Source organism: Yinghuangia soli (genome assembly GCF_021502675.1).
In the GTDB taxonomy this organism is placed as follows: Bacteria; Actinomycetota; Actinomycetes; order Streptomycetales; family Streptomycetaceae; genus Yinghuangia; species Yinghuangia soli.
On record NZ_JAKFHA010000027.1, the window covers coordinates 62702 to 72345 of the forward strand.

8 protein-coding genes are annotated in these 9644 nt (G+C 73.4%); 4 read left to right on the forward strand and 4 right to left on the reverse strand.

Annotation, left to right across the window (positions count from 1 at the left end; all coding sequences use genetic code 11):
* Positions 1–34 precede the first annotated feature (34 nt).
* Entirely contained in the window at positions 35–1081 is a 1047-nt protein-coding gene (locus LZ495_RS32230; protein WP_235056506.1) for an LLM class flavin-dependent oxidoreductase, read from the forward strand.
* Between the two features lie 20 nt (positions 1082–1101).
* Here LZ495_RS32230 and LZ495_RS32235 read toward each other — a convergent pair whose 3' ends face one another.
* From LZ495_RS32235 to LZ495_RS32250, 4 genes are all read right to left on the reverse strand, one after another.
* Complete coding sequence (locus LZ495_RS32235) at positions 1102–2103, reverse strand: glutathione S-transferase C-terminal domain-containing protein (RefSeq protein ID WP_235056507.1); 1002 nt, start codon at positions 2101–2103, stop codon at positions 1102–1104.
* Positions 2104–2749: 646 nt separating this feature from the next.
* Entirely contained in the window at positions 2750–3013 is a 264-nt protein-coding gene (locus tag LZ495_RS32240) for a hypothetical protein (RefSeq protein WP_235056508.1), read from the reverse strand.
* A gap of 64 nt (positions 3014–3077) precedes the next feature.
* Complete coding sequence (locus tag LZ495_RS32245; RefSeq protein ID WP_235056509.1) at positions 3078–3905, reverse strand: hypothetical protein; 828 nt, start codon at positions 3903–3905, stop codon at positions 3078–3080.
* Between the two features lie 144 nt (positions 3906–4049).
* Positions 4050–4889, reverse strand: coding sequence for an LLM class F420-dependent oxidoreductase (locus tag LZ495_RS32250; RefSeq protein ID WP_235056510.1), 840 nt, complete (start codon positions 4887–4889; stop codon positions 4050–4052).
* A 130-nt stretch (positions 4890–5019) separates the two neighbouring features.
* Here LZ495_RS32250 and LZ495_RS32255 point away from each other — a divergent pair, with 130 nt between their 5' ends.
* From LZ495_RS32255 to LZ495_RS32265, 3 genes are all read left to right on the forward strand, one after another.
* Positions 5020–5781, forward strand: coding sequence for an SDR family NAD(P)-dependent oxidoreductase (locus LZ495_RS32255; protein ID WP_235056511.1), 762 nt, complete (start codon positions 5020–5022; stop codon positions 5779–5781).
* A 195-nt stretch (positions 5782–5976) separates the two neighbouring features.
* Positions 5977–7554: a hypothetical protein gene (locus LZ495_RS32260; protein ID WP_235056512.1), complete on the forward strand. Its 1578-nt coding sequence runs from the start codon at positions 5977–5979 to the stop codon at positions 7552–7554.
* Positions 7554–9560, forward strand: coding sequence for an HAD-IA family hydrolase (locus LZ495_RS32265; protein WP_235056513.1), 2007 nt, complete (start codon positions 7554–7556; stop codon positions 9558–9560). The genes LZ495_RS32260 and LZ495_RS32265 overlap by 1 nt, the downstream gene beginning before the upstream one ends.
* The last annotated feature ends 84 nt before the right edge of the window (positions 9561–9644 follow it).

The window sequence follows — 9644 nt, forward strand, 5'->3', positions numbered from 1 at the left end:
GTCGTCCGATGCGGGCGCAGGCCGCCGTCGGCAGATGCACCTTGCGGTGCAGTTCCCGGGCGGCTGCGCCGACTTCGCGGCGTACGAGCGCATCGCGCGGACCGCCGAGCGCGGCAAGTTCGACTTCTGCCTGCTGGGCGACGGGGACTTCGCGGGCGGCGGCGGCCCGGACACGGTCACCGTGCTCTCCGCCCTCGCCGCGGTGACCCACCGGATCGGCTTGGCCGCCACGGCGACCGCCGTCTACAGCGAGCCGTACGAAATCGCGCGCCGGATCGCCTCCCTCGACCACCTCAGCGCGGGCCGCGCGGCGTGGGACATGGCCACCTCGCCGGATGCGTACGACAGTGCGAACTACCGGCGCGGGGACTTCCTTCCGGCCGTCCGGCGCCACGAGCGGGCCGACGAATTCGTGCACACCGTGCGCGCGGTCTGGGACGCATGGGCGCCCGGCGCGGTGGCCGCCGACCAGGCGGGCGGCGTCTTCGCGGATCCCGGCGGGCTCCGGCCGTTCGCCTTCCACGGCCGGTACTTCTCGGTCTCCGGGCACGCGACGCTGCCGCGCAGCCCGCAAGGGAACCCCGTGCTGATCCATGCCGGAGATGCCGACGAGGCCCGCGATTTCGGCGCGGCGCACGCCGACGTCGTGCGCACCGCGTGCACCGGACTCGACGAAGCGCGGGCCTTCGCCGCGGACCTGGAGGCCCGCGCGGCGGGGCACGCCCGCGGACCCGGGGACGTCCGGGTCATGCTCGACGCCGGGTTCGTGCTCGGCGGCAGCGAGGCGGACGCCCGCGGACGCGGACTGCAGGCCGGCCTGCCGGACGCGGACCGTCCCGTGTTCGCCGGCAGCGCCGCGCACATCGCCGCCCGCATGGACGCCTACGTCCAAGAGCAGGCCTGCGACGGCTTCGTCCTGCAGGCGGCCGACGCGCCGGACGGGTCCGGCTCCGCGGCCTTGACCGCCTTCGTCGACCAGGTGGTCCCGCTGCTCCGAGACCGCGGGTCGTTCCGCGCGGACTACACCGGGTGGACCCTGCGGGACCACCTCGGCCTGCCCGTTCCCGCGCCGCTGCCGTGACCGGCGCGAATTCCCCGTCCCTACCCGCACGGTCCGCCCGTGGCGCCCGCGACCGCGCCGAGCGCCGCATCCGCGGGGACGCCGTCCAACCGCGCCCAGTCCACGATCGGAACCGCGCTGCCGCTTGCCGCGGGGCCGCGACAACTGGTGCGGTGGTGCTGCGCGATGTGGTCCAGCCGGACGTTGCGCCGGAACGCCGGGTGCTCGTAGAGCCGGGCGAAGTAGCCCCACAGCGCGGGGTGGTCGGCGATCCGGCGGACATCGTCGGCGTGCAGGTGGCGCCGGTGGACGGCGTCCACGTGCAGCAGCGTGGTCCACAGGTGCACGTCGGCCGCGGTCAGCTCCTCGCCGAGCAGGAAGCCGCCGTACGCCAGGCGGTGTTCGAGCATGCCCAGGGTGTTCAGGACGGTCCGCAGCGCCTCGTCGTAGCGGGCCCCGGCCCGGGCCCGGCCGGCCTGCTGAGCCGCCTCCCAGACGTCGTCGTCGAACAGCGCGGAGTACTGCGCGAGTCCGGCCGCGAAGCGGGCCGGGTACAGGTCCGGGCCGGTGCCGGCGAAGGCCGTGGCGAGGTCGGCCAGGATGTCCTCGGGCCGGTTGTTGACGATGCGGCCGCTCCAGCGGTCCCACAGCACGGGCACCGAGACGGGGCCTTCGTAGTGGTGCTCGGTGGCGTCGTACGCCTCACGCAGCAGCGCGAACCCGCCGACCGCGTCCGGGCCGTGGCCGTCGCCGTCGCGGAAAGCCCAGCCGCGGCCGTCGCGCACCGGGTCGACCGCGGACAGGCCCACCCGGTCGGCGAGGCCGCGCAGGTCGCGGGTGATGGCCACGCGCAGCGAACGCGGGCACGCGAAGCAGACGTACAGGTGGTAGCGGTTCGGGTCGGCGGTGAAGCCGCTGCCGGGCATGCGGCCGATCCGGCCGCGGAACATGGGGGCCGGCCGACCCAACGTGCGGTGGCGCCCGTGCCGCCGGAAGTCGACGGGGTCGGCGGAACGGGGCTGCGGGGCGAGGGGCTTGGGCATGGCGGAACTCCCTGGAGGCCGGATCGGGCAGGGAACGGGAACGGCGGGCGGCACGGCACGCGATGCGGCCGCGCGCGGGCGGTCCGGCGCCTTGCGGGCGCGCGGAAGCCCCGCGGACGGCGGCGGGAACGGCCAAGGGCAGCGCGGCTCTAGGCGGCGCTGCAGACCCGGAGGAGATCGATGTGACGGCGCCTCAGGAAGCGTCCCGAGACGAGGGGGAGCGGCTGGGGGAAGAACGTCCCGCGGACACCGCGCATCGTCATCCCCCTCCTCGGCTCACCAGTCCGGATTATTCGCGGGCCGCGAACGGGCGTCAATACCGGCTATCCGCATGGCAAGACGGTCGGTGAGACGGACGGAGAAGAGCGCAGGTGAGGCACGACGCAAGTCGTGAGGCCGCTGATGGGCGGGGTGGCGGGCGCCACGCGACGAGGGGCGGGACGGCGGCCGGACCAGGGGGCCCCGGCCGACCTCGGAGGACGGGCGTTGCACACGCTGCGGGGGCGCCTCCGGATCGGCAGCAGCGCGGTCGACGCATCCACCGGAACCGATCGGCGACGAACGCGGGTGCGGGGTTCGGCCGGCAGGCATTTCGCGGCGGGAAGGATCGGCGAGGCAGTCGGTACCAGGCGGTCGGCCGACGCCGTCAGTGCTCCGGGATCGGGCGGCGTTCGTGGCGTTTCACCCAGGCGCCGGGGCCGGTGGTCCAGCGGTGCCGGCCGACGGCCTCGCAGACCATGCAGGCCTCCTGCTTGCCGACCGCCGCGACGCGGCCGCCGATCACCGCGGCCCGGCCGACGTAGCGCCAGCCGTCGCCGTCGCATGTCTGGCAGACCACCGTGAGGTCCCGGGGAAACCCGGGCGGCGGGTCGTCGAAGTGCTCCGGGGAGTCCGGAGGGCCGTCGTCCACTGCCCCCACCGTAGCCCGGCCGGCGCCGGAGCGGCATGACCCGGGCGGGTGCGCCGCGCCGCGGTCACCCGGTCGGGGAACCCCGCCCGGCGGGTTCCGGGGCCGCCTGCCGCTCCCACTCGGTGGCCGGGAGGGCCTGCGGATCCGGTGCGGCAGGCCTCGGCGCGCGGCCCGCCGCGCGGGCCGCGGTACGGCTCAGCGCGCGGGCGAACGCGCCCGGCTCGATGCCCTTGGACTCGCGGTACAGCCGGATGAAGCCCATGACCATTGCGGCTCCGATGGCGATCAGGTGCTCGCGGCCCGCGAGGTTGGGCACCGCGACCGACTCGATGATCATCATCAGGCTGGTCAGCGAGAACAGCACCGGGGCGCGCTTGACCACCGCGATGTAGGAGAACAGCCCGACCACCGCTGCGGACGGCCCGGTGTCCAGCACGTACGCCTGGTCCGCGCCGATGCCCAGCAGGTGGTCGGGGCCGAGCCAGATCATCAGGCGTGCCGACATGGTGCCGGCCAGCGTCGCGACGTACGCGACGAGCAGGGTGCGCTTCCAGCCCAGCAGCAGTTGCGCCAGGGCGAACGCGATGAACAACTGGGTGAGCCCGCCCCAGACCGGCAGGTGCAGGGCCGGCACGTACAGCGACATGGGGGTGCGCAGCAGGGCGAGCGGCAGCGGCAGGCCGGCCTGCACGCCGCCGATCCAGCGCACGAAGTCGTGGCCCCACGCGGTCAGGTGCACCGCGTGCAGGACGATCACGCCGAGGCAGGCCACGACCGCCAGGGTCAGGCCGCTCCAGCGGCGTTCCAGCACGAGCTTTCTGACGGGCAGCACGACGATGGCCTTGAACTCGGCAGCCAGGGTGCACCACAGAAAGCGGAGAAGTCGCAACACGATGTGACAATTTACGTATGAGATGCCCGGATGTCGTCCGTCCGCGGTCTGACATCCGGGCATGTCACCCGTCCTGCCGGATGACCCCCGCCCCCGACCTGCCGGCGGCCCGGCCCGCGGCCGGACCCGCGGCGTGTCGGACCGTCAGAGGAACGCCTTCGCGTAGTGGTCCAGCGTGGCCAGGACCTCGTCCCTGGGCGCGTGCGGCACGGTGAGCACCACCTGCTCGACCACCCCCAGCTCGCGGTAGCGGTCCAGCTCGGCCGGGGTGGGCGGGAAGCCGCCGCACGGGATGATGCGCAGCTCCGCGGGGTCCCGGCCGATCTCGGCGCAGGCCCGGCGTATCTGCGGCAGGCCGTATTCGAGGCTCATGCTGCCCACCGGCAGCCAGCCGTCCGCGTACTCCGCGACGTGCCGGGCCAATACCGGGCCGCCGATGCCGCCGAGCAGCACCGGCGGCCCGCCCGGCTGCACCGGTTTCGGCCAGCACCAGCTGGGCGCGAACCGGACGTGCTCTCCCTCGTATGCGGCGACCTCCTCGCGCCACAGCCCGCGCATCGCCAGGACCCGCTCGCGGACCGAGGCCCGGCGCTCCGCCCAGACCACGCCGTGGTCCTCCGCCTCCTCGACGTTCCAGCCGAACCCGACCCCGAACTCGACGCGGCCGCCGGACAGCAGGTCGAGGGAGGCGACCGCCTTCGCCGTCACGATCGGTTCGCGCTGGGCCAGCAGGCAGACGCCGGTGCCGAGCCGCAGCGTGCGGGTGGCGCCGGCCGCGGCGGTCAGCGCGACGAGCGGGTCGAGGGTGTGCCCGTACTCGACCGGGAGCTCGGCGAACATCGGCAGATTGCTGCGCCTGCTGGTCGGCAGGTGGGTGTGCTCGGAAACGAAGAGCGAGGCGAATCCGCGCTCTTCGGCGGCCACCGCGATCTCGGTGACCGGAATCGTGAGGTCGGTCGCGAACATGGTCAGTCCGAATTGCATCGGCCCTCCGGGTGTCCGAATTCCGCCGCATCCTGTCGGCAGCGGTATTCCGCTGTGCGGCGTCGTACGCCAAGGTTCGGTCGGAACGAATCATGGCCGAAATTCCGAACCGGCGGGAGCGCGGATCAGCATGGGAATATTCGATCTTGACGGGAAGTCGGCTTTCGTCACCGGCGCCTCGCGCGGCATCGGCCGGGCGGTTGCGCTGGCCTACGCCGCGGCGGGCGCCGACGTGGCATTGGCGGCGCGTTCCGCGGACGCGCTGGCCGAGGTCGCGGACGAGGTCAAGGCGGCCGGCCGGCGCGCACTGGTGCTGCCCTGCGACGTCACCGACCCGGCCGCGGTGGAGGCCGCGGCCCGGGCCGCGGTCGAGGGCCTGGGGCGCGTCGACATCCTGGTCAACAACGCCGGAGGGGTGCCCGCGGCAGGGCCCGCGGCGGGCCTGGATGCGGCGGGCTGGGAGGCCACCTGGCGGCTCAACCTCGACTCCGCGGTCAACGTATGCCGGGCGCTGGCACCGGAGTTGCTGGCCCGGGGCGACGCCTCGGTGATCAACATGACCTCGGTCGCGGGCATCGTCGGGGTGCCGTTCCTGAGTGCGTACGGTGCCGCCAAGGGCGGCATCGCGGCCTACACCCGCGGGCTCGCCGCGGAGTGGGCGGCGGCCGGCGTGCGGGTCAACGCGATCTGCCCGGGGCCGGTGTGCACCGACCTGAACCGGCCGTTCTGGGAGCATCCCGCGGTCCGCGAGCAGACCGCCGCGGTGGTCCCGATGCGCCGCTGGGGGCAGCCGGAGGAGGTGGCCGGGGTCGCGGTCTTCCTGGCCTCGCGGGCCGCCTCGTACATCACCGGCCAGGTGCTCGCGGTGGACGGCGGGCAGACCTCGGTCTGACCGCGACCGGGCGACCGCTCCCGGGAAGGAGTACGCGGCATGCCGCGCCAGGCTGTCCCGAATAGGCCTGGCGCGGTTTCCGTTCGGCTTCCGCAACGTAAACAAACGGAAGTCCGGACGCCGTTTGTCGAGATTGTGTGCGCGAGTCCTGCGCACTCTTTATTGACCGTGCCAAGCGCTGTTAGAAAGCCCGCCATGGAGCAGGTGACGAAGATCATCGATGACTGGCGTAAGCGGATCGAAGACCACCCTCTGCACGTCTGGTTAGCCGCGGAGGACGAAATCGAGCCGGAGCAGAAGCTCTGGTTCTCGCTTTACTTCACGAACTTCATCATGTATTTCCGCGAACTGAACATCTACCACATCGCCTACAGTTCACCGGCCGGCCTGGACGCCCCGCGGGCCGCGCTGACCGGGCACGCCGACGAGGACATGACCCACTCCCGGCTGTTCATGGCCGACTTCAAGACGCTCGGCTGGGACGAGCTGCTCGACTGGAAGCCGTCCGAGGTCTTCCACTGGCTCTTCAGCAGCCAGGTCAACGAGCAGCTGCGGCGCCGCACGACCGCGATCACGAAGCTCTACATCGAGGCCCAGGACCCGGCCGTGCGCTACGCCGTGGTGGAGGCCATCGAGGCCTGCGGCAACGCGCTCTTCCGGCACACCGCGCGGCTCGCCGACCGCTACACCGCGAAGACCGGCCGCGAGCTCATCTACTGGGGCCAGTACCACCTCGAGCGCGAGACCGGGCACGCCGTCGAGGACGAGCACGAGGCCGTGTTCGCCGACATGGAGCTCACCCTCGCGCAGCGCGAGGACGCGGTGCGCCTGGCGGTCCGCGCCTTCGAGCTCATCGAAGAGCAGAACAGCCACATGCTGCAGCTCGCCCAGGAGACCCTGTCCCAGGGCGGCTTCGACTTCCGCCGCCGCACGCAGGCCGAACCGCCCGCGCAGGTCGAAGCGGTCGAGCGGGAGGGCGACTACCAGGCCGGCGCGCTGTGGCCGGAGGGGTACTCGTTCAACTTCTGGCCCACCGACCCGCACCCCACGCAGCAGCCGCTCGTCGAGACGCTGCGCCGCGAGACGGACAAGGTCGCAGAGTCCGGCGTGCTCGACTTCTTCCGCGTCGACGACCTCGACGAAGGCGAGGCCCGGCTGCGGCTGGCCCTGCTGTTCATGGCCACCGACACCACCGGCACGCCGACCGTGTACCGGCACATGGTCCCGTACGCGTTCCCGGCCACCCCGGCCGAGCGGGCCGTGAACCGCCTTGCCGCGCGCTTCGGTTCGCGGTCCAAGATGCTGTACGTCGACTGGCGTTCGCTGGACCTGGACCGGCGCCTGGCCTGGCCGGTCAGCCGCACGCTGGAGTTCATCTACCTGGACCGCGCCACCGAGACGCACCGCGACCTGCGCGCCGTGGTCACCCACCACATCGACGTCACCACCGACCCGCTGCTGCGCTACTGGACCGTCGTGGCGCTCAAGAAGATGACCGCCACGTACGCCGACGCGGTCGGCGCGCTGGCCCGCCGCGTCGAGGAGAAGACCGGCCGGCCGCTGCCGTACCTCACCCTCAAGCGCACCCCGCACGACACGGTCATGGAGCCCGACCCGGCCGCGGACGCCGTGCGGTTCGACACCTGGGCGGCCGCACCGGAGACGGTGGACGCCGCGCAGGCGGCGATCGAGGGCATCGCGTCCTCGATCTTCGTGCGCTACAACCGCATGCTCGACTCGCTGGCGCACCGCGACTACCCCGAGGTCGCCTGATGCCCGACGCGACCGGGCCGGGCGGGCCGATCAAGGCGGTGGTGTTCGACGTCGGCGGCGTGCTCGCCCACCCGCCGGGTGGGCCGATGGCGCCGCCCAAGGACTTCTTCGGGCCGTCCGACGCCGACGGCGACCACCCCTGGCACCGCCTCGAACGCGGCGAGATCACCCTCATGGAGCTGTTCCGCGAGGCGATGAGCGGCAATGCCCCGGGCGGGCTGCAGCTTCCGCCGATGCCGCCGGGGATGCCGATGCCGCCGATGCCGGCGGCCGGCGGTCCGGGCGGTCCGGGCGGTCCCGGGGGATTCCCGGCGCCGCCGGGCGGGTTCCCGCCGCTGCCCCCCGGCGGTTTGCCCGGGGCGTTCCCGGGCGGCGGTCCGGGGCCCGCGGGCATGCCCGGCGGGATGCCGCTGCCGCCGCCGTTCACGTTGGACACCACGTACACCGGCCTGGCCGAGAAGCTCGCGGCCGCCGGAGTGCCGCTGGCGCTGTGCACCAACGCCGTCGAGGAGTTGGAGCCGCTGTGGTGGGACCTCTACCCGTGGCCGGAGCTTTTCCCGGTGGTGGTCAGGTCGTACGAGGTCGGGGCGCGCAAACCGAACGCCCTGCCCTACCGCACGGTCCTCGAACTGCTCGGCACCAGCGCCGCGGAGACGCTGTTCGTCGACGACTCCCCGGCGAACATCGCGGCGGCCGCGGAACTCGGTTTCGCGACCGTGCTCGTGGACGGCCCGGCCGAGGCCGTCGCGGCGCAGGTGTGGGCCGCGCTCGGCATGGCGGCGCCGGCCGTCGAGCTGGTCGACGAGCCGCTGGACGAAGAAGTGGAGCCGGAGGCCGAGGCGGCTGCACCGGTCGCCGCCACCGAACTGTCCGTCGTGCCGCCCGCTTCTGCGCGCGCCGGTGAAGTCCTGCTCGCAGTCGCGGAGTTCGCAGCCGGAATCGCTGGGCGCGGCGCCGAGATCGAGGCGGCCGGGCGCATGCCCGAAGACGTCGTCGCCGGTCTGCGCGGTACCGGGCTGCTCGGTGCGCTCTTCCCCGAAGAGCTCGGCGGACCTGGCATGACGCCGTATCAGATCGTCACTGCGGTGGAGGAATTGGCGTACGCCGATGCCTCCGTCGCGTGGTGCGCCGCGATCGGCATCGATGCCGGACTGTGCGCGATGCACTGGGACGACGAGCAGGTCCGGGCCCTCTTCCCGGTGCCCGACCGGCTGGTCGCGGCCGTGCTCCCGCCGCTCGGCCGGGGCCGCCGCGTCGCGGGCGGCTACCGGGTGTCCGGGCGCTGGTCGATGGCCAGCGGCATCGAGGCCGCCGACCACGTGCTGTGCGGGGTCCTCGCCGAGGACGACGCACCCTCGTGGCGGATCGCCGTGCTCGACGCGTCCGAGGCGCGCGTGCTCGACACCTGGCACACCACCGGGCTGCGCGGCACCGGCTCGCACGACTTCGAGGTGCACGACGTGTTCGTGCCCCGCACGCACACGTACGAGTTCACCGCGAAGCCGCTGCGGACCGATCCGCTCTATGCGACCGCCGACCATCTCGTCGCGAAGATGGCCGGGGTGGCGCTCGGCATCGGACGGTCCGCACTGGACGCGGCGCAGGAACTGCTGCGCGACAAGACCGATGCCATGACGCGGCAGAAGGCCGGCCGCAACCCGCGCGTCCAGGCCGAGTTCGCGCATGCGGAGACCCTGGTGGGGGCGGCGCGCGCGTACGTCCGCACCACGCTGACGGACAGCTGGACCGAGCTGCAGGCCGGGCGCACCCCGGACCGCGGGCCGGGTGCGCTGGCCCGCCGGTATGCCTTCCGGGCCTGCCGCGAAGCGGTGCAGACGCTGTACGACCTGTGCGGCTCGGCGGCGGTGTACACCGGACGCACCCCGCTGGACCGCCAGTTGCGCGACATCACCACGGCGTGCCAGCACATCGCCGTGCAGGACCGGATGCTGGAGACGGTCGGCGACCTGCGGCTCGGCGGGGAACCGTTCTCGCCGTTCCTCTGACCGGCCTTCCGCACCGAGGAGCGGGGGGGGGGGGCGGGCGGGGGGCGGCCCGCGCGGGGGGGGTGGAACGCAGCTGGGCCGGCG

Excerpts from the sequence above, each read along its gene's own strand:
- LZ495_RS32230 (WP_235056506.1), top strand. The coding sequence starts at position 35 with ATGCACCTTGCGGTGCAGTTCCCGGGCGGCTGCGCCGACTTCGCGGCG.
- LZ495_RS32235 (WP_235056507.1), bottom strand. The coding sequence starts at position 2,103 with ATGCCCAAGCCCCTCGCCCCGCAGCCCCGTTCCGCCGACCCCGTCGAC.
- LZ495_RS32250 (WP_235056510.1), bottom strand. The coding sequence starts at position 4,889 with ATGCAATTCGGACTGACCATGTTCGCGACCGACCTCACGATTCCGGTC.
- LZ495_RS32255 (WP_235056511.1), top strand. The coding sequence starts at position 5,020 with ATGGGAATATTCGATCTTGACGGGAAGTCGGCTTTCGTCACCGGCGCC.
- LZ495_RS32260 (WP_235056512.1), top strand. The coding sequence starts at position 5,977 with ATGGAGCAGGTGACGAAGATCATCGATGACTGGCGTAAGCGGATCGAA.
- LZ495_RS32265 (WP_235056513.1), top strand. The coding sequence starts at position 7,554 with ATGCCCGACGCGACCGGGCCGGGCGGGCCGATCAAGGCGGTGGTGTTC.